This is a genomic window from Jeotgalibaca sp. A127 (genome assembly GCF_052266745.1).
GTDB lineage: Bacteria > Bacillota > Bacilli > Lactobacillales > Aerococcaceae > Jeotgalibaca.
Genome location: NZ_JBQPRC010000003.1, coordinates 284,489 through 307,762, shown reverse-complemented (window position 1 = coordinate 307,762; position 23,274 = coordinate 284,489). Strand labels below are relative to the sequence as shown.

At 44.1% G+C, this 23,274-nt stretch carries 41 protein-coding genes and 1 pseudogene; all 42 read left to right on the top strand.

Annotation, left to right across the window (positions count from 1 at the left end; translation table 11 throughout):
- The first annotated feature begins 22 nt into the window (after positions 1 to 22).
- The 42 genes and pseudogenes from ACTVAI_RS05540 to ACTVAI_RS05335 all read left to right on the top strand — a co-directional run bounded on the left by ACTVAI_RS05540 (position 23) and on the right by ACTVAI_RS05335 (position 23,272).
- Complete coding sequence (locus ACTVAI_RS05540) at positions 23 to 256, top strand: helix-turn-helix domain-containing protein (protein ID WP_443486118.1); 234 nt, start codon at positions 23 to 25, stop codon at positions 254 to 256.
- Positions 257 to 287: 31 nt separating this feature from the next.
- Complete coding sequence (locus tag ACTVAI_RS05535; protein ID WP_443486117.1) at positions 288 to 482, top strand: DUF771 domain-containing protein; 195 nt, start codon at positions 288 to 290, stop codon at positions 480 to 482.
- A gap of 11 nt (positions 483 to 493) precedes the next feature.
- Positions 494 to 625 (top strand): hypothetical protein, encoded by a 132-nt coding sequence (locus ACTVAI_RS05530; RefSeq protein ID WP_443486116.1) that lies wholly within the window; start codon positions 494 to 496, stop codon positions 623 to 625.
- A complete protein-coding gene (locus tag ACTVAI_RS05525) occupies positions 622 to 774 on the top strand; it encodes a hypothetical protein (RefSeq protein WP_443486115.1) in 153 nt (50 codons plus the stop codon). The genes ACTVAI_RS05530 and ACTVAI_RS05525 overlap by 4 nt, the downstream gene beginning before the upstream one ends.
- Entirely contained in the window at positions 771 to 1,016 is a 246-nt protein-coding gene (locus ACTVAI_RS05520; RefSeq protein WP_443486114.1) for a hypothetical protein, read from the top strand. Before ACTVAI_RS05525 ends, ACTVAI_RS05520 begins: the two co-directional genes overlap by 4 nt.
- A 55-nt stretch (positions 1,017 to 1,071) precedes the next feature.
- Positions 1,072 to 1,326, top strand: a complete 255-nt coding sequence (locus ACTVAI_RS05515) for a hypothetical protein (protein WP_443486113.1) — start codon at positions 1,072 to 1,074, stop codon at positions 1,324 to 1,326.
- The gene (locus ACTVAI_RS05510) at positions 1,323 to 1,988 is read left to right on the top strand and encodes an ERF family protein (RefSeq protein ID WP_443486112.1); all 666 of its coding nucleotides are present in this window, start codon (positions 1,323 to 1,325) and stop codon (positions 1,986 to 1,988) included. The genes ACTVAI_RS05515 and ACTVAI_RS05510 overlap by 4 nt, the downstream gene beginning before the upstream one ends.
- Before the next feature lie 4 nt (positions 1,989 to 1,992).
- On the top strand, positions 1,993 to 2,643 hold the full coding sequence (locus ACTVAI_RS05505; protein WP_443486111.1) for a putative HNHc nuclease: 651 nt from the start codon (positions 1,993 to 1,995) through the stop codon (positions 2,641 to 2,643).
- On the top strand, positions 2,643 to 3,410 hold the full coding sequence (locus ACTVAI_RS05500; protein WP_443486110.1) for a hypothetical protein: 768 nt from the start codon (positions 2,643 to 2,645) through the stop codon (positions 3,408 to 3,410). Before ACTVAI_RS05505 ends, ACTVAI_RS05500 begins: the two co-directional genes overlap by 1 nt.
- Complete coding sequence (locus tag ACTVAI_RS05495; RefSeq protein WP_443486109.1) at positions 3,385 to 4,635, top strand: replicative DNA helicase; 1,251 nt, start codon at positions 3,385 to 3,387, stop codon at positions 4,633 to 4,635. The genes ACTVAI_RS05500 and ACTVAI_RS05495 overlap by 26 nt, the downstream gene beginning before the upstream one ends.
- Positions 4,632 to 4,955, top strand: a complete 324-nt coding sequence (locus tag ACTVAI_RS05490) for a hypothetical protein (protein ID WP_443486108.1) — start codon at positions 4,632 to 4,634, stop codon at positions 4,953 to 4,955. Before ACTVAI_RS05495 ends, ACTVAI_RS05490 begins: the two co-directional genes overlap by 4 nt.
- Positions 4,956 to 4,967: 12 nt before the next feature.
- Positions 4,968 to 5,171: a hypothetical protein gene (locus tag ACTVAI_RS05485; protein ID WP_443486107.1), complete on the top strand. Its 204-nt coding sequence runs from the start codon at positions 4,968 to 4,970 to the stop codon at positions 5,169 to 5,171.
- An 11-nt stretch (positions 5,172 to 5,182) separates the two neighbouring features.
- Positions 5,183 to 5,662 (top strand): single-stranded DNA-binding protein, encoded by a 480-nt coding sequence (gene ssb / locus ACTVAI_RS05480; RefSeq protein WP_443486106.1) that lies wholly within the window; start codon positions 5,183 to 5,185, stop codon positions 5,660 to 5,662.
- 11 nt (positions 5,663 to 5,673) lie between these two features.
- Positions 5,674 to 6,057 carry a RusA family crossover junction endodeoxyribonuclease gene (locus ACTVAI_RS05475; RefSeq protein WP_443486105.1) on the top strand — a complete coding sequence of 128 codons (384 nt, stop codon included), beginning with the start codon at positions 5,674 to 5,676 and terminating at the stop codon, positions 6,055 to 6,057.
- Between the two features lie 4 nt (positions 6,058 to 6,061).
- On the top strand, positions 6,062 to 6,235 hold the full coding sequence (locus ACTVAI_RS05470; protein ID WP_443486104.1) for a hypothetical protein: 174 nt from the start codon (positions 6,062 to 6,064) through the stop codon (positions 6,233 to 6,235).
- A gap of 2 nt (positions 6,236 to 6,237) precedes the next feature.
- On the top strand, positions 6,238 to 6,474 hold the full coding sequence (locus ACTVAI_RS05465) for a hypothetical protein (protein ID WP_443486103.1): 237 nt from the start codon (positions 6,238 to 6,240) through the stop codon (positions 6,472 to 6,474).
- The gene (locus ACTVAI_RS05460; protein WP_443486102.1) at positions 6,423 to 6,932 is read left to right on the top strand and encodes a hypothetical protein; all 510 of its coding nucleotides are present in this window, start codon (positions 6,423 to 6,425) and stop codon (positions 6,930 to 6,932) included. Before ACTVAI_RS05465 ends, ACTVAI_RS05460 begins: the two co-directional genes overlap by 52 nt.
- Before the next feature lie 318 nt (positions 6,933 to 7,250).
- Complete coding sequence (locus tag ACTVAI_RS05455) at positions 7,251 to 7,517, top strand: hypothetical protein (protein WP_443486101.1); 267 nt, start codon at positions 7,251 to 7,253, stop codon at positions 7,515 to 7,517.
- Between the two features lie 18 nt (positions 7,518 to 7,535).
- A complete protein-coding gene (locus tag ACTVAI_RS05450) occupies positions 7,536 to 8,438 on the top strand; it encodes an alpha-amylase family glycosyl hydrolase (RefSeq protein WP_443486100.1) in 903 nt (300 codons plus the stop codon).
- 40 nt (positions 8,439 to 8,478) lie between these two features.
- Positions 8,479 to 8,628 (top strand): hypothetical protein, encoded by a 150-nt coding sequence (locus tag ACTVAI_RS05445; protein ID WP_443486099.1) that lies wholly within the window; start codon positions 8,479 to 8,481, stop codon positions 8,626 to 8,628.
- A complete protein-coding gene (locus tag ACTVAI_RS05440) occupies positions 8,625 to 8,801 on the top strand; it encodes a hypothetical protein (RefSeq protein WP_443486098.1) in 177 nt (58 codons plus the stop codon). The genes ACTVAI_RS05445 and ACTVAI_RS05440 overlap by 4 nt, the downstream gene beginning before the upstream one ends.
- Positions 8,798 to 9,220: a dUTP diphosphatase gene (gene dut, locus ACTVAI_RS05435; protein ID WP_443486097.1), complete on the top strand. Its 423-nt coding sequence runs from the start codon at positions 8,798 to 8,800 to the stop codon at positions 9,218 to 9,220. The genes ACTVAI_RS05440 and dut overlap by 4 nt, the downstream gene beginning before the upstream one ends.
- A 2-nt stretch (positions 9,221 to 9,222) precedes the next feature.
- Positions 9,223 to 9,456 (top strand): glutaredoxin domain-containing protein, encoded by a 234-nt coding sequence (locus ACTVAI_RS05430; protein WP_443486096.1) that lies wholly within the window; start codon positions 9,223 to 9,225, stop codon positions 9,454 to 9,456.
- On the top strand, positions 9,449 to 9,607 hold the full coding sequence (locus ACTVAI_RS05425) for a hypothetical protein (protein WP_443486095.1): 159 nt from the start codon (positions 9,449 to 9,451) through the stop codon (positions 9,605 to 9,607). The genes ACTVAI_RS05430 and ACTVAI_RS05425 overlap by 8 nt, the downstream gene beginning before the upstream one ends.
- A 393-nt stretch (positions 9,608 to 10,000) precedes the next feature.
- The gene (locus ACTVAI_RS05420) at positions 10,001 to 10,228 is read left to right on the top strand and encodes a DUF3310 domain-containing protein (RefSeq protein ID WP_443486128.1); all 228 of its coding nucleotides are present in this window, start codon (positions 10,001 to 10,003) and stop codon (positions 10,226 to 10,228) included.
- Position 10,229: 1 nt separating this feature from the next.
- Positions 10,230 to 10,646 (top strand): hypothetical protein, encoded by a 417-nt coding sequence (locus ACTVAI_RS05415; RefSeq protein WP_443486094.1) that lies wholly within the window; start codon positions 10,230 to 10,232, stop codon positions 10,644 to 10,646.
- Positions 10,647 to 10,773: 127 nt separating this feature from the next.
- Positions 10,774 to 10,896, top strand: a pseudogene (locus ACTVAI_RS05410) (Myb-like DNA-binding domain-containing protein); the annotation flags it as partial.
- A gap of 45 nt (positions 10,897 to 10,941) precedes the next feature.
- Entirely contained in the window at positions 10,942 to 12,003 is a 1,062-nt protein-coding gene (locus ACTVAI_RS05405) for a metallophosphoesterase (RefSeq protein WP_443486127.1), read from the top strand.
- Between the two features lie 154 nt (positions 12,004 to 12,157).
- Positions 12,158 to 12,577, top strand: coding sequence for a terminase small subunit (locus tag ACTVAI_RS05400; protein ID WP_443486093.1), 420 nt, complete (start codon positions 12,158 to 12,160; stop codon positions 12,575 to 12,577).
- On the top strand, positions 12,561 to 13,841 hold the full coding sequence (locus ACTVAI_RS05395; RefSeq protein ID WP_443486092.1) for a PBSX family phage terminase large subunit: 1,281 nt from the start codon (positions 12,561 to 12,563) through the stop codon (positions 13,839 to 13,841). The genes ACTVAI_RS05400 and ACTVAI_RS05395 overlap by 17 nt, the downstream gene beginning before the upstream one ends.
- An 11-nt stretch (positions 13,842 to 13,852) precedes the next feature.
- The gene (locus ACTVAI_RS05390) at positions 13,853 to 15,163 is read left to right on the top strand and encodes a phage portal protein (protein WP_443486091.1); all 1,311 of its coding nucleotides are present in this window, start codon (positions 13,853 to 13,855) and stop codon (positions 15,161 to 15,163) included.
- 4 nt (positions 15,164 to 15,167) lie between these two features.
- Positions 15,168 to 16,136 carry a minor capsid protein gene (locus ACTVAI_RS05385; RefSeq protein WP_443486090.1) on the top strand — a complete coding sequence of 323 codons (969 nt, stop codon included), beginning with the start codon at positions 15,168 to 15,170 and terminating at the stop codon, positions 16,134 to 16,136.
- 374 nt (positions 16,137 to 16,510) lie between these two features.
- Positions 16,511 to 17,083, top strand: a complete 573-nt coding sequence (locus ACTVAI_RS05380; RefSeq protein WP_443486089.1) for a DUF4355 domain-containing protein — start codon at positions 16,511 to 16,513, stop codon at positions 17,081 to 17,083.
- Between the two features lie 17 nt (positions 17,084 to 17,100).
- Positions 17,101 to 17,901, top strand: coding sequence for a N4-gp56 family major capsid protein (locus ACTVAI_RS05375; RefSeq protein ID WP_443486088.1), 801 nt, complete (start codon positions 17,101 to 17,103; stop codon positions 17,899 to 17,901).
- Positions 17,902 to 18,033: 132 nt separating this feature from the next.
- Positions 18,034 to 18,369, top strand: a complete 336-nt coding sequence (locus ACTVAI_RS05370) for a phage head-tail connector protein (RefSeq protein WP_443486087.1) — start codon at positions 18,034 to 18,036, stop codon at positions 18,367 to 18,369.
- The gene (locus ACTVAI_RS05365) at positions 18,366 to 18,668 is read left to right on the top strand and encodes a hypothetical protein (protein WP_443486086.1); all 303 of its coding nucleotides are present in this window, start codon (positions 18,366 to 18,368) and stop codon (positions 18,666 to 18,668) included. Before ACTVAI_RS05370 ends, ACTVAI_RS05365 begins: the two co-directional genes overlap by 4 nt.
- Positions 18,661 to 19,014 (top strand): HK97-gp10 family putative phage morphogenesis protein, encoded by a 354-nt coding sequence (locus tag ACTVAI_RS05360; protein WP_443486085.1) that lies wholly within the window; start codon positions 18,661 to 18,663, stop codon positions 19,012 to 19,014. The genes ACTVAI_RS05365 and ACTVAI_RS05360 overlap by 8 nt, the downstream gene beginning before the upstream one ends.
- On the top strand, positions 19,011 to 19,391 hold the full coding sequence (locus ACTVAI_RS05355; RefSeq protein ID WP_443486084.1) for a hypothetical protein: 381 nt from the start codon (positions 19,011 to 19,013) through the stop codon (positions 19,389 to 19,391). Before ACTVAI_RS05360 ends, ACTVAI_RS05355 begins: the two co-directional genes overlap by 4 nt.
- A gap of 3 nt (positions 19,392 to 19,394) precedes the next feature.
- Complete coding sequence (locus ACTVAI_RS05350; protein ID WP_443486083.1) at positions 19,395 to 19,910, top strand: phage major tail protein, TP901-1 family; 516 nt, start codon at positions 19,395 to 19,397, stop codon at positions 19,908 to 19,910.
- Between the two features lie 58 nt (positions 19,911 to 19,968).
- Positions 19,969 to 20,331 (top strand): tail assembly chaperone, encoded by a 363-nt coding sequence (locus ACTVAI_RS05345; protein WP_443486082.1) that lies wholly within the window; start codon positions 19,969 to 19,971, stop codon positions 20,329 to 20,331.
- 149 nt (positions 20,332 to 20,480) lie between these two features.
- Positions 20,481 to 20,687 carry a hypothetical protein gene (locus ACTVAI_RS05340; RefSeq protein ID WP_443486081.1) on the top strand — a complete coding sequence of 69 codons (207 nt, stop codon included), beginning with the start codon at positions 20,481 to 20,483 and terminating at the stop codon, positions 20,685 to 20,687.
- Between the two features lie 2 nt (positions 20,688 to 20,689).
- Entirely contained in the window at positions 20,690 to 23,272 is a 2,583-nt protein-coding gene (locus ACTVAI_RS05335) for a hypothetical protein (protein WP_443486080.1), read from the top strand.
- Positions 23,273 to 23,274: the final 2 nt, after the last annotated feature.

Sequence of the window (23,274 nt, the reverse complement as noted above, 5' to 3'; positions counted from 1 at the left end):
GACAAAGGAGGGAAAACAGTATATGCAAATTGATGCAAGGTTACTGAAGGTTAAGATGACCGAAAGAGGTTTTGACCAGTACAAAGATTTGGCTGAGAAGGCTGGTATCACACGTGTTACATTGACAAACGTCATGAGAGGTCATAATTTACCTTCTATGTATGTTGCTAATGCAATCTGCCAGGCACTTGAATTAAGCCCAACGGAATCATTCAATATTTTTTTTGCCCCAAACTTACGCCACGCGAAAGTTTAACTGGATAAGAACATTTGTCGGAGGTGAAAAAATGAGCGAGTGGGTCGGAATTGACTACTTAAAAGACAAAACAGGCTACCGTTCAGCAACTACTTTGAAAAAACGCGTTCTTCTTCCATATAGAGTAGAACTGGAAGAATTTACTTACTACCCAAAAAAAGGTGGTGAGCGTTGGAAATTTAATAGGTATTGGCTGGATAAGTGGCTTAGAGAAAATATTTGTTAGGAGGAATCGCAATGAATTGGGACTGGTTATTTCGCAAAGATGAACAAGGCGTGTCCGCTGCAATGTGCTTGGTGGTTCTTGGGGTTTTGTTCCTGGTCGCCGGATTTGTCGGCGGTATCGAAAGGGGATTGATTATGCCATGAAAAACGAGGAAGCAATGCTGAAGGACATTTACGAACACGAACGTCAGAAAGCGATGATCGAAAAGAAGTGCCGCCAGGCAATTAAGCTGGGTTTGAGTACAAAGACATTTGCAGAGGATATTCTTAAAATTTTGGGGGTGGAAGTATGACAGTCGATGAGATGAAAGAACATTGGGTCCACAAGGATGATGTTCAAATACTACGTGACATTTACAAGAACGAAATGACGTTGCGTGACTTGCTGGAAGAACAGGAAGAATACATCGATGCTTTGGAAAATGCGTTCGAGACATTGAAAGATGAAATGTACAACACGAATATAGCCATGAAGGAAGTTGAAAAAACAATTCTCATGTCGGTGTTGCGCTATTCGGACATAAAAAAAGACTGACCGCCGGCAAGCAAAGTCAGTCACAAAAATATAACTATTAAGGAGATTATACCAAATGCCAATAAAAAAAGACAGCTTAGGACATCGCACCTTAACTGACAGCTTCGATGATTTCCAATTTCATTTCTACAACGATAAATCGGACTTAATTATCTACCCTGGCCATAAGCACCAAGCGGTTAATGATCGCATTGAATCGCTGGATTTGTCCATGAAATTAGATATTGATGAACTGGATACGCTAATAGGTACATTGATTTACTTGAATACAGAAATGCGTGGTGAACGAAGAAAGGCGGAAGAACAATGAAAACAAGCGAAACGACAGGCGAACTATTTAAAGCATTGGCCGAATTCCAGAAAGATGTCAAACAACCAAAGAAGGATGCGAACAATCCTTTCTTCAAATCAAAATACGTACCATTGGAAAACGTTATTGAGGTTATCCATGAAGCAGGTGCGAAGCATGGACTTGCAGAAATGACTTATCCGGCAACAAGCGAGGACGGCACACAACACGGTGTAGGAGTCATTATCACACATTCAAGCGGTGAATATATCCAGTTTCCGGCAGTGTTGCTGAAACCAGCTAAAAATGACCCACAGGGTGTTGGTGCAGCACTTACCTATTCAAGACGTTACGCATTGTCTGCAGCGTTCGGTATCGCAAGCGAAACGGATGATGATGGCAACTCAATCAGTGGTGGGAAGACAAAAACACCTGCCAAACAAGCGCCAAAAAAAAATGAGCCTGCCGAACTGAACCAGACTGAACAAGAAATCATGGACATCCTTAATGCACTGGAAGACATGGGCGAGAATCGAGCAGCCATTCAGAAACAGTATCTGGTGGACGAGAAGCAGGCGAACTTCAAAAACCATGCAAAACTTCTTGGTTATCTAAAAAAGACTTTGGCAGGAAAACAGGAACAGGCTGAATTGAAATTCGAATATCCAGAAGCAAAGAAGTGATTCCATGGAATTTACAGGAAGGCTAGTAAAACGGAAAGGCGACAAGGGTTATATCGAAATCGAGAATGTGAACTGGCATGACGTGAACAAGAAGGCAAGCGGTCAGATCGTTGTTGAAATCGAGGAGAAAAACCATATATCGAACGAGCAACGCAGACTTTTATACGCATTGTGGCGTGACTATGAAATCTATACAGGCACGCCACTCGATGCGGTGGAAGCATGGTTCAAATACAACTACATGCTAGAACGCAATTTAGACGGTCTGCCAAGCCTTTCTCGTGGTGCGATGAGTAAAGACATAGCAACTGACTTTATCACATTCACGCTTGAATATTACTTGAATAACGGCGTTCCGTTCGCACAACAGGATTGGTACAAGGGAGCTGACATTGACCGCGTGTGTTACGCCATGCTGATGAACAAGATTTGCTTTGTGTGTGGCAAGGAACACTCGGACATGGCTCATGTGGAAACGGTTGGTGCAGGTCGTAAGCGGAGCAAGATTGACCACTCGAAACACCATTTCATGTGCTTGTGCAGGCAACACCACAACGAGCAGCACAACATCGGCATTGAGTCATTCATGAAGAAATACGCAGTCACGGCAATAAAGTTGGACAAGGAACAGTTGAAGCAGTTAGGGGTGATGTGATGGAGAACAAGAATTTAACCGAGATACATCGTGTTACTAAAAATAATAATTATAGCGTTATTCACAACCAAGTATTAAGACGCGTTGATTTAAGTTGGAAGGCAAAAGGGATAATGGCTTACATCCTATCCCTTCCGGATGACTGGAAAATTTACTTAGAAGAAGTTGCGAAACATGCAACAGACGGAAAAGATTCGTTTCGTAGCGGTTGGAACGAGTTGAAAGAAGTTGGTTATGTAGATCGAATTGCTGTTCGAGAGAAAGGAAAAATCGTTTCATGGCGAACGATAATCAAAGAAAACGTTGATATGAAGCCATTCTCACCACATTCGGGTTTTCCAGAAGTGGCTAAACCAGAAGTGGCTCAGCCAGATGTGGCTAATCCGAAGCTACTAAGTACTAATGAACTAAGTACTGATAAACAAAGTACTGATAAAAGATGTTCATCAGCAAAGCTGACGGAAGATTTTGAAAAGTTGTGGCGATTGTACCCGAACAAGCAAGGGAAGAAGAAAGCATTCTCGTCTTACCAGAAAGCAATCAAGGATGGTACGACAAATAAAGAGATACAAGACGGCATCGTAAACTACAAGAAACACCTTGCCCAAACAGATTGGCTGAAACCGGCAAACGGAAGCACGTGGTTCGGTAACGAACGATGGAACGATGAATACCAAATAGAAGAAGCGAAACCACTTAAGAAACTGAAGTCATTCGATGATTTCAAGAACGAGGTGCTACATGGAACAGATTGCGCTAGAGATTGACACGCTGGCAGAACTATTGATGGACGCATCACTCACAAAAGTTGAAAAGGTGCGTCCAGAGTGGTTCACCAAACTAGCCCACCAAGAAATAGCTGAAGCGTTGGTTGAGTTGTCAGTCAGTAGGGAACCAAATATCTACGACATTCAAGATTACGTTCGGAGTAAAAACCCGCTTTCGGACGGTGCTAAAGAAGAATACTTGCTGGGGTTATTCTCCGGTGTGAACGTGTATGACGCAAAAGGAAAACTGGAACACTTGGAAACACGCTACTACGAAAGGCGATTAAGGGAAGCGACAAGCGATTTCACCAAAACACCAAACAAGCAAAACGGCATCCGCTTGAAACGTGCTATTGAGGAATTGGACAAAAGCAAAATCAAAGATACAGACGGCGATTTTACCGAAGCGTTGGAAGAAATGGACTATGAACTGGATAACTTGAAAGAGGACGGCATCTACACCTATCCGCGATTGGACGAGCTACTTGCTGGCGGGATCCAACCGGCGCGTTTGATTGTGGTGGGAGCAAGGCCAGGAGTGGGGAAATCAGCATTCATGAACAACTTGACCATACAGGCGGCAGGCATGAACGAGGGAGTGGCAACGGATATCTTCACGCTTGAAATGACCAAGAAACAGCTAGTCAGCCGATTCCTATCAAATTTGGCAGAAGTTAACAGCTACCGGATGGCGAAAGCGGCAACCATGCTGAACGAGAAGGAAAAAGAAAAAGTTCGGGCGAAGATGAAATGGCTGCAATCAAACGACATCAAGATTTACAACAAACAACACAACGTGGACGACATCGTTCGGGAAATCCGCAAACGTGCAGAAGGTCGGGGAGTCGGGAAGTACATCGCCATGATTGACTACCTGCAACTGGTGACCGTGACAGACCAGAATAAAAACAGGCATTTGCAAGTCGGGGAAGTGACCCGAAAGCTAAAGTTGCTTGGAAACGAACTGAACGTGCCTATCGTGCTTCTTTCCCAGTTGAACAGGGGATTGGAACACCGACAAGATAAACGCCCCACAAAGGCAGATTTGAGGGAATCGGGCGACATCGAGCAAGATGCGGACATCATTCTGTTTCTGCATCCGGACGACGAAGACGAAGGGCTAACGAACGTGATCGTGGCTAAAAATCGTGACGGACAAGCAGACATCTCGGTTCCGTTCCGGTTCTTCAAGTCAACAGGACGGTTCGAGGAGGAAGTCTATTGAACTTCAACGACTACCAGCGCTACTTGTACGAAAAGAACTTAATCAACACACCAGAAAGTTTGCCACATATCTTCAAAGCAACGAAGCTGACGAAGTTCATGCGTAAGGTATCCGAGGACGCAACCGCATTGCGTGGCGCTGGGCTGACAAAAGAACGGTATATCGCCATCAAGCAAGAGGAGATACAAGAAGAAATCGCACTTGCTTTAGCGAAGTGCCGGCATGTAGAGGACGTGTTGGAAGAACAAGGGCCAGAAGTGCTGGATTGGCTGCAACGCATACAGAAAGATTTGCCAAGCAAACTAAAGACATATGAATAAAGGAGGTATGGCATGAAATTCGGACTACGCAAGCCGAGTATCAAGCGGTCGATCAAGGCACGAACGACAGGCAGACTGAAACGGAGTGCCAAAAGCGCGGTCAATCCCATGTACGGCAAAAAGGGCATGGGTTGGGTGAACGACCCAAAGAAAGCAGCGTACAACAAGGTATACAGGAAAACGACATTCAGCTTCTGGGATTTATTTAAAAAATAGGGGGAACAGACATGAACGCAGTACATATTATCGGACGATTGACAAGAGATTTGGAATTGAAATACACACAGAATGGCAAAGCAGTAGGAACTGGAACATTGGCGGTTGATCGTTACAGCAAGGGCGAAAAGAAAGCGGATTTCATTCCTTTCGTCATCTGGGAAAAAGGCGCAGAGAATTTGGCGAACTTCACCAAGAAAGGTTCTCGCATCAGTTTAAGCGGGTCAATCCAAACGCGCAGTTATGAGAACAAAGATGGTCAAAAAGTATTCGTTGTAGAACTGCTGGTGGATAGTTATAACGGTTTCGACTTACTGGACCCAAAACAAGCGGATAACAATGGTCCGGAAACCACGCAAGGGCTGAACCATAACCGTGTATTACGCGAAAATGCACAAAATGGCGGTTTTAACGACTACACAGGGGCAGAAGACCCATTTCTAAAGAGTGGACAGACAATCGACATCCAAGATTCAGATTTGCCATTTTGAGGAGGTAGCCAATGCTTAACTTAACCGTAACAGGCAGACCAATCACCAAGAAAAACAGTCAACAAATCATACCGAATCGGAGGACAGGGCGGTCAATCGTCCTTCCTTCCAAACAATTCAAGGCGTACCAGAAAGAGTTCCTTAGACAAACGCAGAAACACAGACCCAAAGAGCCCATTGACGAACCCATTACGCTGACAGTTTGCTACTACATGCCGACACGCCACCGGGTGGACATCACCAACCTGATGAGCGCCACGCATGACCTGTTGCAGGACGCAGCGATCATTGCAGACGATTGTATGAGAATCGTGAAATCGGTAGACGGCACACGTGTTTTTTACGACAAGGAGAATCCGAGGGTGGAAATCACGATAACGAAATACGAGGAGTGACGGCATGGAATACGCAGTTTACAAAGGTGACAAGCTACTGGTAATCGGAACCAAGGAAGAATGCGCTGAAAGACTGAACGTGAAAACATCGACAATCCTATTTTACACATCGGACATTTATCAAAGGCGCGGAAACGGCTCGAAAAATAGACGGATTGCAATCCGATTGGAGGACTAATCATGAACTATCTAACGATTTACGGTGAAACAGTAAAAGGCGAAATCATTTCTCGGCTAGCGAACACGGTCATTGTTAAAAGTACGGATGGTAGTACAAACGTTGTGCATAACACGGACATCGGCGAAAAGAAATCAGGGCGTTTGGGCGACCGCTTGAATACAGGTTATAGCTTTGACTTGAAGGAGTGCCAACGCATCGGGCGGTCTGGTTTCAAGGTGAGAAAGGGTGGTTATTAGTGGCAAATCCAGAGGTGCTATTAACTTACATGCGGATGTTGGACGACAAACACGGTGCCAGTTGGGGTTTGTTGCCCGATGACCATCCGGATATCGAAACGGCGCGTGTGCTTAATCCGCAATCGGTAAAACCAGCCGAGCGCAGAGGGTGGACTGAGGAAGAAGAGCAGTTTATCCGTGACAATTACGAAACGATGACCGATAAACAGATGGCCCTAGAGTTAAAAAGAGGAAAGTCGACAGTTGAAACCCAACGACGAGCCATGGGGCTTGTGAAGCGGGTGGGTGAGGCGTCATCCGTTATTTATACGCAAGAAGATGGCACGGAATTGCTGTTCGAAACAATATCAGATGCGAGGGCGTTTTCCGGCATAACGAAATGGTACATGAAAAAGGAACTGGAAAAAGAAGGGGGACGTTACAGATATGCTGAACCACTCACTTTACACGACGCGTAAAACCAGTAACCCATATCCATATAATTTTGTGAAAATCGTGTGCGACGCAAGGACCAGTTGGATCATTGTAGAAGGAACGCTGACTTATTCGGAATTGGAACGCTGCGACTTAATCTATCACGGACACAACATGACATACGATCGTTGCATGGCAGAGATTGAGAGGTTACGGAATGGCGGATAAAACATACTTTAGAATAGCGTACGGTTACGACGGTTACACACATTTCTGTGGTGCGGCAACGCGCGAAATAGCTTTGCCGATTTACCGCAACATGAAGAAGATGTATCCGCACTGCAGATTGGAGGAGAAAACAGATGCAAACGACACTGTTAAGCCCGCTAAGCAAAGTAAATGAGAACCGTTATGAAGTTTACGAAGGCAGAAAATTCATTGGCTACATGGAACTGGAAAGAGTCGGTAAGTTCACTACGATCGAATACAAATATACAGTCGGCTTATGCTATGGCGGTTCCTGGTCAACGACCAAAGTCGACGCACACAAAATCATGAATGTTTTGGCAGACGGCATGGTCAACACCTATCGCAAACGGCAGAACCGACACGCAGAAGCGTGGGAGTAAAGGAGAGTTGATGCAACAGTGACGGAAAAGAGAATTATCCTACATGCGTTTCAGTGGCGACTTGAAGAAATCAAGAACAGTCTCCCTCAAATACATGAATCAGGTTTCAACGCAATCCAGATTTCACCCATCGCACCAACGAAAGACGAGGACTCGCAAGAGTTCTGGGTATTATATCAACCGACACATTTTAAGGTTGGGAACAAGCAAATAGGCAGTAGACAGGACTTAATCGACCTGTGTCAGGAAGCCGAGAAATACGGAATCGCAATTATAGCAGACGTTGTACTCAGACATCTTGCAGGTGCAGACGACGGCAGACCAGTACCACACCCATCAGCAGACCCGACCATTACCGGCAATCCTGACTACTGGTTACCTCAGTTTGAGAGTGAGGACATGGAATGTCGAGAAAACATTATCCACGGTTGTTTTGGGCTACCGGCAATCAACTACTACCATCCGGACATTCAAAGCAAATACATCACGTTTTTAGGCGATTTAATCGCGTGCGGTGTGGACTCGTTCAGAATCGATATGGGGAAACATTTTGCATTACCCGAAGAAGGGTGCGACTTCTGGACAAACGTTATCGCAAGATACGGCGATCGGTTCAACTACGCTGAGAACCTGAACTGTCCAACCGAACTGCAAGACAAGTACGCGGAGCACGTCGGAATTCTGGGAAGTGAACCATGCAGCGATAACAGTAAGTTTGTGGCACATTTTGAAACGCACGACACGTACTATACTTTTTACTCGACCATCGGCATGACGAACCGAGAGCGCTTGGACGCTTGGGAGTGGTTGCTCCAGACGAACGAGAACGTTTTGTGGTTCAGTCGGCCATATGACGATTTGACCTTTGCTGATGAATTGGCGGAAATGAACAGAAGTTACTTGAAGGAGGAAGTTAGATGATTAAAGCGAGGTTTTTCTTGATGAAGGAGCGTGAACCATAATGAAACGACAATTTACAGTAAACGATCGTTACCGCCCAATTGTGACAATCAAAAAGGTTAAAAAAGATGTGCCAACCGTTATCGAAGTGAGTGGTAGACGATACGTGCATGAGAATGCTGATACGCATAAAGGGGGAAGACGGAAATGAACGAACAAATTTCAGTTAAGCAGATACGAGAAGTGTTAGAAATGATGCGAGGTTTAGCACCGATTTTGAATCAAAAAGAGTTGGTTGAGTTGATGTTATTTAATAACCGTGTGTTAGAAAGGTATGTGTCAGAACATTATCCCGATGGGTTGCCTGAGGAGGAACAAGAATGAACTTAAAAATCAAACGCTTAACACAAACGGCAAAACTACCAGAACGCGCATTTCCAACCGAAGCGGGGTTTGACATCTTCACAGACGAAGCAATCATGATTGAAAGCAATCAGACAGTCGCAATCAGTACAGGAATCGCAATTGAAATACCTGATGGCTATTATGGACGATTAAAAGGACGGAGCGGTTTAACGCTGAAAAGTCCGTTACGTGTGCTGGAAGGCACAATTGATTCAAGCTATCGGGGAGAAATAAAAGTCATGGCTGAGGTGAAAAAGGATTGCACCTACCATGTACCAAAAGGCGCTAAAATTGCACAATTGATTATCCAGCCATTACCGTATTTTGAAGTAGTGGAAGTGGACGAACTAAGTCAATCGGATCGTGGCGAAAACGGATTTGGAAGTACGGGGGTATAGAAATGACACCAATCATCTATAGCAAGAACAACTGCGGTCCTTGCAACATGCTTAAACTTGCACTACGCGAGGACGGTATCATATACGAAGAACGCAATATATCGACCAGTGAAGTATTTTTGAACGAACTCATGGAATTAGGTTATCAGAGCGTCCCAATCGTTCTGGTGGACGGCAAAGTGGTCGCAAACGGGTTTGAACCATGGAAAGTGAAGGAGGCAATGCAACATGGATAAGAATATTAAGGCAGGCGAAACGGTATTCGTCAAAGTGGGGAAGATGGCGGGAACCTATGCGGTGGTGAGCAGTGTGCAGGACAAATTCGTGTATCTGCGTCATTTGGTCACGAACATCGAATTCCGTTGCAAAATCGAGGACGTGGCATGAAAGTGGCAATTGTATTTATCGTCGTAAGTGTATTGCTTTATCTGGCTACGATCGAAGCAGATAAGAACAGACATAGGAGGAAATGAGATGAAATTACCAGAATGGGCGAATTGGTTGGCTAGGGATAAGGATGGAGTTTTAACAGCATTTGAACGTAAACCGTATAAAGATATGGACTTTTTAATTTGGAGTGAACCTGAAAATTATGGCGACAGTATCTCTTTTGATGAAACGAATCGAGTAGACATTATTGACGAAATAGACGACCAATACGCTCACATCAAGTGGGAAGATGAAAGCCCGTACCCATTACAAGGAAGTGGCACATTGCACGAAAGAATTACAAAATCGATTACAGCAGCCAAAGCACACGGTTATGACGACATCCCGGTTATGCCGGTTGGACCAGACATGATTAACCATCCCAACCACTACAAGGGCAATCATGGACTAGAATCAATCGACATCATCAAAAACTTTGCCACTGATGAAATGGAAATGGGTTTCTATTGGGGTAACGCAATGAAGTATATGACACGTTACCGCAACAAAAATGGACTGGAAGACTTGAAGAAAGCGAGAAAAAACATTGATTGGTTAATCGAGAAGATGGAGGGATAACATGCGAAGACAAACATTCAAAGCGATTGAAGATATCTTGAGAGATTATCCGGACTATGATCGTTACATCGCCCAGCGTGAAGAAGCTATCCTTCATCCCGATGTAGTGTATGCAGAAGAAAACATCGGTGGTGGTCGCAGTAGTTTCATTGGACGACCAACGGAAATGAAAGGCATCACGCTTGCTGAAGACAGAGCGCTCATATTGCTGAAGTTCCAACGTGAAAAGATTGAAAAGGTAATCAACGAATCCGACCCGATAACGAACCAGATAGTAAGGGAATACTATTTCACCAGACCCCGAACAAAGACTTGGGCTGGTGTGGCTAAGGATATTCCAATGAGTGAATCGCATTGTCGGAGATTACGTGACGGATTCTTCTGTCGATTGTCGGATGAATTAGGTTTCATAAGATAAGCGTTTCATAAGCGTTTCAACACTTAGTCAACTGTTATAATGTGTATATTGAAAGTATTATATATAACCATCCCAACGTCCTCGCCAGTCGGCTTGGGCGTTTTTATTATGCAAAGGCGGTGAGTGCGTGTGGAATGAGCAGACGGATATGGAGTTATTGGACCTTATCTCAGAACATGGAACAAAGTGGCAAACGTTATCCGAGTTATTTTCAATAAAAAAGACCCCAAGTGCATTGAAGTTACGTTGGCAAAACTACCTATGCGATAACCCGAGAAGGCGGAGGCCGGACTACATGGAGATACAGGAGCCGAGCAATCCAATCCAAAAGGCTATCCAGCACCGCAAACACCAGTTTAATAGAGACGGTTCCGAAACGGACGAGCGTGTGATACCAGAAGAAGCGTTGCAGACGAGAGAGAGCCTGCTGATAGCGCACAGCTATAATCCGAGTGAGTTTGAGTTGGTAAATTCAACTTCCAACTTCTGGGATATGGCAGATAAAGAATTGGGCATCAAGACGTTGTATCAATCCAAGATAACGGTTAAGCCGCGCAATCAACCTGTGGACTGGGATGTAATCAGTGACCGATTAAGCGAAAAGATTAAACCAAGAATGATGCAATCCGTTCCGTTTATTAACAGTGATCGGTACTTAGTCATCAATCTGTTTGACCTACACTTCGGAAACATGACACTCACTGACTACGAGCAATCATTAAATAAAATAAACCATATACTTAAAAATACTTACAAAGAAGTCCTTATCATATCCGGTGGTGACTTACTCAATGAGAATGATTATCGCGGACAAACTGCCAAAGGTACTAATATAGGTAAAACGAACATGGGGCAAGCGTGGGAAGACGCATTTGATTTGCTTGATATGGTTATCCATGCTGCAACACAGAACGCAACCGCCGTGAACGTGATGTATGTACCGGGCAACCATGACGAGTACAGCGGTAATACCGTATTAAAAGCGATTAGACGGGTATATGAAAGGCAACCGAACGTTTTCATTGACTGCGAACAGCAAACCTTTAAAGCTACGTTACTAGGACGTAACTTCATCGGGGCGACACACGGCGATAAAGCAAACAAGAAACGCTATCCGCAGATATTCGCAACGATGTTCTCGCAACTGTGGGGAGCGGAAGGAGTATACACACGAGAAATGTTCTCCGGTCACTTGCACAACGAGCTAGTTATTGATGATGGCTTATTAATGCGACAGATGCCGACACGTAACCATCTGGACGATTACCACAAGCAAAACGGATTTGTTACTGCACACAGGCGCTTGCAGTTAGTTGAGTATAGCGAGTACGAAACCGAGGTGATTTATTATGCCTAAAGATATTCGTACGTTATGTAGTCAACACGCTAAAGAAATGATATATGCGAAGTACGCATTGATCCGCACGAACAAACAGGATAAGTCTGAGTGTGATAAGTGTAAACGGATTGGCTGGGAGTATGAGATTAAAAAATAACAAGGAGGTGATAGCTTGGCGCTGACACCAAAACAAGAGAAATATGTACAAGGGTTAGTCGCTGGGCTATCCCAAAGGCAAGCGTATATCGAAGCCGGTTATTCGAGCAAAAACAAGACAGATAACTACTTAGATGTTGAAGCCAGTAAATTATTCAAAAATCCTAAGGTTTACCAAAGATATAACGACTTATTTGAGGAACATAAACAAAAAGCGTTGTGGACGAGAGAGATGGCTATAAATGATTTAATTTGGTTAAAGGAACAGGCTGGGAACTCCATCAGAAACCAAGATGAGGGTTATGTGCGACAAGGTACGGCTAACGCTTATATAAATGCCATACAAGAACTGAACAAACTAGAGGATATCTATCCAGACAAAGACCAAAGTATCACACTGAATGGGGCGGTGAGTTTCATTGACGACATCAGTTAAGTTGTCTGAACTTTTACCGCCCAAATTCCATGACGTATGGAGAGCTAGCGTGAACGACAAGTATTTGCATGTGGTTTGCAAGGGCGGGCGTGGGAGTGGTAAATCCTCCGATATAGCACATATCATTATCCAGATCATCATGCGGTACGGGACAAATGCGGTTTGCATTCGTAAGACGGATAACACATTGGAACAATCGGTATACGAACAACTCAAATGGGCGATAGCAGAACAAGGCGTAACGCATTTATTCAAATTTAACAAGTCGCCATTGAAAATAACGTACAAGCCGAGAGGCAATTATGTTGTATTCCGAGGCGCGCAAGAGCCGGAGCGTATCAAGTCATTAAAAGATAGCCGTTTTCCTTTTGCGATTGGCTGGATTGAAGAATTAGCGGAATTCAAGACAGAAGATGAAGTCAAGACTATCACCAACTCTCTACTACGTGGGGAATTGGCGGATGGTCTTTTTTATAAGTTTTTTTATTCGTATAACCCGCCTAAGCGAAAACAATCGTGGGTGAATAAGAAGTATGAAACAACGTTTATTCCCGATAATACATTTGTGCATCATTCGACCTATTTTGATAACCCTTATATCGCTAAACAATTCATTGAAGAAGCGGGAGCGACAAAGGAACGCAGCCAAAGGAAGTACGAATGGGAGTATTTGGGTAGGGCAATCGGTTCGGGTGTCGTGCCATTCGATAACTTGCAATTCCGCACGATAACGGATGAAGAATACAACAACTTTGATAACATCCGCAACGCAGCCGACTTTGGTTATGCAACTGACCCACTGGCTTTCGTTCGCTGGCACTATGACAAGAAGAAAAAAGGTATCTATGCGATGGACGAATATTACGGTCAAAAGATAAGCAACCGGAAACTAGCAGAATGGCTAAAGAGAAAGGCTTATGATAATGATCGTATTGCAGCCGACAGTGCAGAGCCGAAATCCATAGCGGAATTAAGAGGAGAGCATGGTATTAAGCATATGTATGGCGTGAAGAAAGGTCCGGACAGTGTGGAGTATGGGGAACAGTGGCTCGATGATTTAGATTTCATCTGTATTGACCCGAAACGCACGCCGAACATCGCACGAGAATTTGAGAACATCGATTACCAAGTGGATAGAGATGGCAACCCCAAACCACGCTTGGTTGATTTGGATAACCATACAATCGATGCGACACGCTATGCCTTTGCGGAAGATATGACACAAAACAAACCAACAATCAAACTATTCAAGCACGGCTTATAAGGAGTGAGAAAATGACATTTGTTTTTAGTGGCGACGAACTGACAGCCGAAGATTTGCAAGGTTTTATCGACTTGCACCAAGCAAAGGTACCGCGCTATCTGGCATTAAAGAAACAGTACGAGAGCAAACCACCTATTTTAGACATGGAAGTCAAAGAAGCGTGGAAACCAGACAATCGATTGGTGGTTAACTTTGGCAGAAAGCTGATTGAAACTTTCAACGGTTACTTTTTAGGTATTCCGGTAAAAATTTCTCATGACAACGAAACCATAAACGAAGTTATCCAAGATTATTGGAATCATAACGATATGGACGACACGTTATCAGAGTTAGGCAAGTTAACAGATTTGTATGGCGTTGCTTATTTGTACCAATATCAAAATGAAAATTCGCACACACGTGTTATATATAACAGCCCTCTCGATATGTTCATGATTTATGATGATACGATTGAAGAGAATCCATTGTTCGCGGTTCGCTATCACTATAACAAGGACAATCAACTAGAAGGAACGTTAATTACCGAGAATAAATATGTCTCTTTTACAGAAGCGAAAGATAAGCTAGTTTTCACTGACGAGTCACCACACTACTATCCGACACTACCAGTTATCGAGTTTGTCAGCAATGAAGAACAACAATCGTTAATTGAACCTGTGGAAACACTTATTAATGCGTTCAATAAAACATTGAGCTTTAAAATGAACGATGCCGACTACTTCGCAGATGCTTATTTGGCGGTTTTAGGTGCAGAGTTAGACCAAGAAGGCGCGTATAAGATAAGAGATAACAGAATCATCAATATCTTTGGTACTGATGATGCTTCAAAGATCGTGGTGGAGTTCTTAAATAAACCGGACGGAGACACGTCACAAGAACACCTGCTCGATAGATTGGAAGATTTAATCTATCAAATATCAATGATTGCCAATATCAACGATGAAACATTCGGCACATCTTCTGGTGTGGCATTGGAATTCAAGCTGCAACCAATGAAAAATCTAGCGGCATCAAAAGAAAGAAAATTCGTTAGAAGTCTGAACCGTATGTTCCGAAACTTCTTTGGATTGCCAACGAATGTACCTAACAGCACGAGAAATGACTGGGCAGATATTCAGTACCGCTTTACAAGGAATATCCCACGAAACGTGCAAGATGAAGCAGAAACGGCAAGTAAATTGGAAGGTATCGTTTCAAAAGAGAGCCAGTTGAGCATTCTGTCTATCGTTGATAACCCGGCTAAAGAAATCGAACGCATGGACAAAGAAAGCCTGCCAACTAACTTGACCGATGCGGAACTATCCACACGCTTTGGGCGGTGATTGAATGACACCAGAAGAAATGAAACGCCGTAAACAAGCGCAACTAGCCTATGAACGTGAGCGTAAGGCAATGAATGACCTTGCAATGCGTGAATTTGACCGTGAGCGAGCGATTGAAGCAATCCACAAGGAACACATCGAAACGATACAAGAGCAGATAGACAGCTTTTATATGCGTTATGCTGGCAGCGAAGGACTGACACGAGCCGAAGCAATGAAACGTGCGGACCAGATGGACGTGACAAAGTTTGCGGATAAAGCCAAGAAGGCAGTCAAGGAGAAAGACTTTTCGCCGGAAACAAATGAATGGCTGAAAACGTACAACTTAAAAATGAAAGTTAGCAGACTTGAATTGCTGAAAGAAGAAATCAACTGGGAATTAATAAAAATGTACGACAAGGATTATCAGCTGATTAGTGAGTCGCTAAGAGAAGAAGCAAGGCTAGAATTAGAACGCCAAGCCGGCATACTAGGCAATTCTGCTAAAGGTGCGGTTAAACGTATCGAAGGAATTGTTAATGCAGACTTCTACGGTAAGAACTTTAGTGAGCGAGTTTGGGGGCGTACTGGTTTATATCAATCCACGCAGAAAGAAGTGTTTAAGTCACTTAATAAGATTTACGCGACTATGGACGGATATAGGCGAGAACGTAACCGATTAATGGAGCGTATGGGAACGACTGGATACGAAACCATGCGTTTGCTGAAGACGGAGAACTCAAGAATAAAAGTACAAGCGCAAATTGAGTCGTTTAAAGCGAATGAATTCACGCATTACGTTTATGTTACTGAAAAATCAGCATGTAGCGTGTGCAAACCGCTAGACAACAAAGTTTTCGCGGTAAAAGATGCGAAAATGGGGGAGAACTTGCCAGTCATGCATCCGAATTGCTACTGCTCAACTTATGGCTACATCCCAATGCAGCGGAAAGTTAACGGCGTGTGGGTAGATGAAGTGCCGGAAAGGATATAACAAATGAATCTAAGTGTAAGTATCAATTCTACGGACATAGAGCCGTTTAAGTCCTATCTAATCCAAATGACTACACACACCGATTACATCGCACAGAAAGCCGTTAAAACGGTTATGGAGCAACGTATGTTAGAAACACATCGGGAGTTTATGAAACAACTTGAAAGGATGTGAACACTTTGCATTTCTACACGAAAACCAAAGAAAACCAAATGTAGGAAGGAAGTGATCGCCATGAGAATGGCATATCTGTAATTAAATATCTAACTCATGACCGTACTTATTGCGGTCTATTTTTATGCCCATATCCGCGATTTAAGGCACTAAACTGATTCGTGAGTAAACAGTCATCCCGACTTAAAAGGAGCATAACAATGGCAGAAGAATTAAATAACACCGAAGTTGTGGAAGAAGTGGAGACAGTCGACGCTCCAGAAGAAACGCAACCAAAGGAAGAAACATTCACAAAGGCGCAACTGGAAGAAATCGTGAAGCAACGTGTGGCACGTGAGAAGAAAGCGGCCGAAAAGGCAGTAGAAGAAGCGAAAAAACTAGCGAAAATGAACGAGGATGAGAAAGCGAAGTACGAACTGGAACAGTTGCAGAATGAACTGGCAGAACTGAAACGCAAAGATGCCCGCAACGGACTAGCTAAGGAAGCCACAAAAATGCTTGCTGAACAAGAGATTTCAGTTGATGAAGACTTACTCGCATTCGTTGTGAAAGATACCGCTGAGGAAACGCAAACGGCAGTAAACGCATTTGTGGGCTTGATTAATAAAAAAGTTGAGCAAGGTGTGAAGAAGGCACTCTCTGGTAATACGCCGAAAGCGAATGTTGGGCAAACGCAAGCAATGACACAAGAATCATTTGACAAACTGGGTTATCTGGAACGTTTGGAACTCAAACAGAAAGACCCGGAAACATATAACAAATTCACTCAATAAAAAGGAGAAGATAAATTATGGTAGTTGGACAAACAAAATTAGCAAACATGGTTGACCCAGAGGTAATGGCAGATATTATCTCCGCTTCACTAGCAAAAGCAATCCGCTTTACACCACTAGCGCAAGTGAACACAAACTTGGTCGGACGTCCTGGTTCAACATTGACGTTCCCAGCATTCACTTATATCGGTGACGCGGCAGACATCGCAGAGGGCGAAGCAATCCCTTTGGATCAAATGGCAACATCTGAAAAACCAGTAACGGTTAAAAAAGCCGGCAAAGGTGTGGAAATCACTGACGAGGCTATTTTATCCGGCTTGGGCGACCCGCTTGGCGAAGCAAACAAACAATTGACGATGGCAATTGCGAATAAAGTTGATAACGACCTATTGGCGGCGGCTGAAACAGCAACACAATCCGCACCATCCGTTGTGGACGTGGCTACTTTGCAAGCTGCGCTAGACGTGTTCCAAGACGAAGACGACCAACCGGCAGCAATCGTAATGAACCCAGCAGATGCAGCGTTGCTATTGACTGATGCGCGTGCAAAATCACTTGGTTCAGAAGTATCTGCTAACTCATTGCTAAACGGTACATACGCGAATGTTCTTGGCGTGGAAGTGGTGCGTTCGAACAAAGTGGCAGCAGGCAAGTTCTACTTGATTAAACAAGGCGCTTTGGCGTTGGTAATGAAGCGTGCCGCACAAGTTGAAGCAGACCGCGACATCGTGAAGAAAACGACTGTTATCACTGCTGACCAACACTACGCTGCGTACCTATACGATGCAAGCAAGGTTGTAAAATCTTCCGCAGTCTAGGAGGGATTTAATTGGGATTGTTATTAAGACGACACTACAAGGAAAAGGAGCGGGCGGAAAAGCCTGTTCCTAAACCTAAAACAGAACCGAAAAAGGTAGTTAAAAAGACACCCACGAAGAAAGGGTGATTGAATGTTTATATTGCAAGACGTAAAACTGCTTTTGGGCATTGAATCGTTTGACCGTGATGATTTACTCAAATTGCTGATTAAAACGGCTGAAACGCAACTTTTGGGACGTTTAGCGAGTGCGGAAGTTGATGCCGTACCAGATGAATTGCATTACATCGTAGTAGAGCTGACAGTGGCACGCTATAACCGCATTGGTTCGGAAGGGATGGAGTCGGAAACGGTTGAGGGACATTCGGCGAAGTATCGGATTGATGATTTTGCACCTTACGAGAAAGCTATTTCCGCCTACCTGACACGAAACACCGTTCCAAAAGTCGGGGTGGTGCGTTTTATATGAGGTTTGACAAAGAAATAGAATTGGTTAGGGACGGCAAAGAGGAGTTTGACCCAATCACAGGTGAATATATCATCGCTGATGGTGTTTCGCTACAAGTGTGGGCAAACGTGTCTGATACAGGCGAACAAACGCAGGCAGCTTTATACGGCAATTTGAAAACAGGTGCGTTTACGGTTCGTGTGCAAGAAAGACCGCATGATTTTGAATATATGATGATAGACGGTGAGAAATACGGTGTTGATCGCGTGAAGAAATTCCGGCGTGACACCGTATTTTTTGTGAGTGAGCGCCATGGCTAACAACATGATTCGGTTTGAGGGCGCTGATGAGTTTGAGGGTCTTCTAAGCAAAGCGTTTAAACAAGCGCCCGATATAGCGAACAAAGTTGTCAAAAACACTACTGAAAAAGGTATGGCGAAAGCCAAGCGCCTCGCACCACGTGACACATGGTTTTTACACGATAGTATTTACACCGATTACAAACCGTTAAGCGGTTATGTTCATTCGCCGGCTAGTTACAGTGGTTACCAAGAATTCGGAACTAGATTTATGAGCGCACAGCCATTCATGCGCCCAATGATGCAATGGCTACAACCACAATTTGAGCGCGACATGAAAGATGCGATGGAGGGAACATTACGATGACACCAAGCAACGCTATTTTCAGAACATTATACGGACTTGCAATGGCGCACGGTGATACATACGACTATGTTCCCGACGCGTCTGCCAAGTATCCGTTTATATTTGTTGGCGAAGCATTTAACACAGACACAAGCAATAGTGAGTTAGTCGGAACAGTTAGCCAAACAATCCACTTATACGGCACGAGAACGCAACGTAACGCATTAGACACGATGGCGATGCGAATACATGACGATGCGGGTAAAGTGCGTGAGGCGTTTAATTACAAGGCTAGAATGACCGCCTATAACGACCGAGTGGTAAACGACAACTCAACCGCTACACCACTATTGCATTACATTTTAGAACTAGAATTTATTTACACGAAAAGGGGTTAGAAAATGTCAGAACTATTATCAGGAAAGAATTTCATTTTATTCTTCCGTAAACGCGCCGACCACGCAACAAGTGACGGTGCAAAACTAAAATTCCAAACAGAGCACTCAATGTCTTTTGGAAAAGAAACAGAAGCGACCACAACGAAAGACGGTGTTGTGAACACTATTTCAGACGGAGAGAACACGGCCGACATCACGTCACTGGCTTACGCTGACGACACGCAAACAGTCGAGGTTTGGAAACAATTGCGTTCATGGTTCAAAGCAAACGAGTTAATCGAAATGTGGCAAGTGGACATTAGTTCCAGCGAATTGGGAACGTATGACGCAGAGTATTACCAAGGATACATTACATCCTTTGATATTTCCGCACCGGCTGATGGCAACGTGGAGTTATCTATGAGTTATGCGATTAACGGAAACGGTGCTGAAGGTGTTGATACACTGACACCAGAGCAGTTAGCAACTGTACAATCCGCACAATACGAATATGAAACAATCGCTAAGACAGGCGTATAACAAACGGCGGTAGAGTCATTTCTACCGCTTTATTTTTTTATCAAAAAGGAGAATAACAATGGAACTGACAATTAACGAGAAAGATTACCGTTTGTATTTTGGAACGGACTTTGTGGACTACATCAACAACGCTAATGGCATGGTTGTCGAAGGCGTCAAAACGAACGTTGGTGGCATGTTAATGCTGAATGCGGGACTGTCGATGAAGTCACCGTCCACACTGCGCTTAATTTTGAAGGGTGCAACAAACACGTTGGCAAGTAAGCCGTCAAACAAAGACCTGGAAGACTACATAAACGGCCTGTTGGATCAGGAAGATGATGACGAATACGAAATCCTGTTCGAGGAAATCGAAACCGAAATAAAAAAGCTACCCGCCAACCGGAGAGAAATGGGCATTACCAAAAACAAAAAAGCGTAACAAGCGACATCGACTACACGTCCGACGAAATAAGAGCCATTGCCATCGCACGGTTCAATTTAACGCCACTCGAAACGCTCAGGATGACACAATACGAGTTCCACATGTATTTGCTTGCACACCAGATTAAAACGCAAGAGGCGGAGTTATTGAGCGCGAAACAGGCATGGTTCAACCAGTTGGCAAAGGCGACAAAGAAGGTCGGTAAGGAAATCCGGTCGGCGTACAAGTCGTTCGATGATTTCTATGACAACGCGAAAGAATACAATCGTATTTTTGCGCCAAAGGAAAAAACAAACGTCAGGAAGTTAACCATTGCGGAAATGAATAGACGACTAAACAGCAAAGGAGGTTAACGATGGCAGATTTTAATATTACGGCAATAATCGGCGCGAACGTCAAGGAATTCCAGAACGGCATGGCGGAAGCGAAGAAGGCACTCGGCGATTTCACAAGCAAATCGAGCAAATCACTAAGCAGTTTCTTGAGTGAGTCAAGCGACACCATGAGTCAAGTGGGTGAAAACTTCATCGGAGCCGGCAAAGCAATGAGTGCAGCGATCACCGCTCCGGCTATCGCTGGGGTGACGGCTGCGGTCAAGTCGTACGCGGACTTGGAACAGATTGTCGGCGGGATTGAAAAACTGTTTGGCGATTCGGCTGATGCGGTTATCAAGAATTCAGAAAGTGCCTATAGGCGTGCCGGTGTGTCCGGAGTGGACTATATGGAGCAAGTCACGTCATTCTCGGCTACTTTGCTCGCTGGGCTAGATGGCGACACCGTTAAGGCTGCGGAATACGCAGACAAGGCAATTGTGGACATGGCCGATAATGCGAACACGTTTGGTACAAGTATTGGCGACATACAAAACGCATATCAGGGATTTAGTAAGGATAATTACACCATGCTCGACAACCTCAAATTAGGGTTTGGTGGTACAGCCGGAGAAATGGCTAGGTTAGTAAATGAGTCAGGTGTCATGGGAGATAGCTTTGAAGCAACGGCTGAAAACGTCAAGGAAATACCGTTTGACCAGTTGATTGAAGCAATCCACGTCACGCAAGAGAATATGGGAATTACCGGAACGACCGCGAAAGAAGCTTCCGAAACGGTCAGTGGGTCATTCGATACGATGGTCGCTGCGGCTCAAAACTTGGTAGCCGGACTAGGCGACTCGAACGCCGATGTAGAGGTCATGTTTCAAGTACTAGGCGAAACAGTAGAAACATTTGCAAGTAACGTAAAACGCGTATTAGAAACAATTTGGGATAACCTACCGTTTGAAGATTGGCAGAAGCAACTAGGTTTGGCAGTTGTAGCAGCAGGACCATTTATAGCAGTTGTCGGCGTTATTGCAAAAGTTGTTGGGGTTGTTTTAGGCGTTTTTAGTGCAGTGGCCGGGGCATTTGCAGCGTTCTCTGGGGCTATTGCGACAGGGGCGACAGGTTTTGCAGCACTAAAAGCAGGATTTGCAGCGTTGATGGGTCCGGTTGGCTGGGTTACGTTGGCAATTGTCGCATTGATCGCTGCCGGAATTTGGCTATGGAAGAACTGGGACGAAGTGAAAGCGAAGGCTCTGGAACTGAAAGACAAACTGATTGAAGCATGGGGCAACATCAAAGAGGGCGTTGCGACATTCGTGGAAGAAACGAAGGCGAAGTTTCTTGAATGGATTGAAACGACGAAACAAAACTTGATTGACGGTTGGAACAACATCAAAGAGAGCGTCGCAACCGCAATCGAGAATATGAAAACAGCAATCGTTGAAAAATTCGAAGCAATCAAGCAAGGCATATCCGACAAGTGGACCGAAATTAAAGAAGCGATTACAACGAAACTGACTGAAATCGGCACAAGTATAGCGGAGTTTTTCGAGCCTTTGACAACGCTCATTTCAACCGCTTGGGACGGAATCAAAACAACAACAGAACTTGTGTGGGAAAGTATTAAGGCGTTCTTTGCAGCATTATTATTAACGATTGTTGGATTGTTTACAGGCGATTTAGATTTAGTAAAAGAAGCGATCAGTAAAGCGTGGGACATCATCAAAGAGAACACGTCTACAATTTGGAACAACATCAAAGATAACTTAATCCAGATTTGGGAGAACATCAAAATGGCCGTTGCTGAAAAAATAGAAGAACTTAAAACAAACGTTACAAATAAATTTAATGAAGTAAAGGCAAACGTTGAAACGGCCGTTGCTAATTTACGTGATAATGTTTTAGCGTGGTTTGAACGTGTAAAAACAGAAGTACCGCAAAAAATCGAAACCATGAAAACAAATGCGGTTAACAAGTTTAACGAAATGAAAGATGAAGCGATTGCTAAGGCTATCCAGTTGAAAGATGATGTTATCGCTAAAATTACTGAAATGATTGACAGTGTCGGCACGTGGATTAGCGAGCTACCTGCTAAAGTGAAGCAAGGGTTTGAGGATGCGATTACAGAAGCGAAATCGTTTGGTGAACAAGCGGTACAAGCCGGACGGGATTTAATCGCTGGTTTCGTGAGTGGCGTGACAGAGAAAGCGAAAGGCTTGGTTGACGCTGTTGGCGGCGCAATTGGCGGCTCGATTGACTGGGCTAAAAACTTGCTAGGTATCAACTCTCCCTCTAAGCTTTTCAAACAATTTGGTTTGTGGACAGACGAAGGGTTTATCGAAGGTATCAAAACAGGCGCTACTGGTGTTAAGAATTCCATGGGGGACATGGTAGGCGGTGCGATTACACAAGCCGAAAGCATGACCGGACAACTTAACAACGCACTTGCTGCATCTGTATCCGGTGGCTACGCCATGACAGCAAACGGTCAATTGACTATCAATCAGCAACCAGCATATATCACATTAAATCTCGGTAATCAAGCTTACAGCGGTTTTGTGGATGATATATCCAATAAGCAAAATGCAAGCGTACAGCTAGATTTAGCATATCTATAGGA